Source organism: Stenotrophomonas sp. Steno-Z4 (assembly GCF_056393145.1).
Genome location: NZ_JBWJPC010000019.1, coordinates 1 through 712 on the forward strand (window position 1 = coordinate 1; position 712 = coordinate 712).

The following is a 712-nucleotide window of genomic DNA, read 5'->3' on the forward strand; positions in this document are numbered from 1 at the left end:
CCTGAACGCCGAAGTGAAGCAGCTGACCTCGGAAATCGACCGCGTTTCCCGCCAGACCAACTTCAACGGCACCAAGCTGTTGGACGGTTCCTTCTCCGGTGCGCTGTTCCAGGTCGGTGCGGATTCGGGCCAGACCATCGGCATCAACAGCATCGTCAACGCCAGCGCCAACGCGCTGGGCGGCGCCAAGTTCGACAGCAACAGCTTCACTGTCGGCGCGGTCGCTGCGGCCGCCAACGCCGACGTCAAGATCACCGGCATGGCCATCACCGGCGCCGACGGCAAGTCGTACACCCTGTCCGACATCAACGTGAAGGCCGGCGTCGACTCGGCTGCCACCCAGAAGGCCACCGTGGCCGCGGTGACCGCCGCGATCAACGAAAAGATGGACCAGACCGGCGTGTACGCCTCGGTCGACGGCGCCGCCGGCAAGGTCAACCTGACCTCAGTGCAGAACAGCGTGGGCTCGGACGGCACCTTCAACGCGATCGGCCTGACCGCCGGCACCTACACCGGTGGCGCCACCGCCCCGGCCGCGTACACCGCCACCACCGCCGCTGCCGGCGCCGCCCTGGCCAACAAGTTCGCCAGCGACCTGGACATCTCCTCGGTCGCCGGTGCGCAGCAGGCCCTGTCGATCGTCGACAAGGCGCTGACCGCGGTGAACTCCTCGCGCGCCGACATGGGTGCGATCCAGAACCGCTTCACTTCG

Annotated in this window: 1 protein-coding gene; it reads left to right on the forward strand. The window is 67.4% G+C overall.

All coding sequences use genetic code 11. The annotated features are described in order from the left end of the window. Window positions 1-712 (forward strand): flagellin N-terminal helical domain-containing protein (locus AC06E7_RS19075; protein ID WP_478065604.1); only part of this gene is annotated, 712 nt, incomplete at both ends.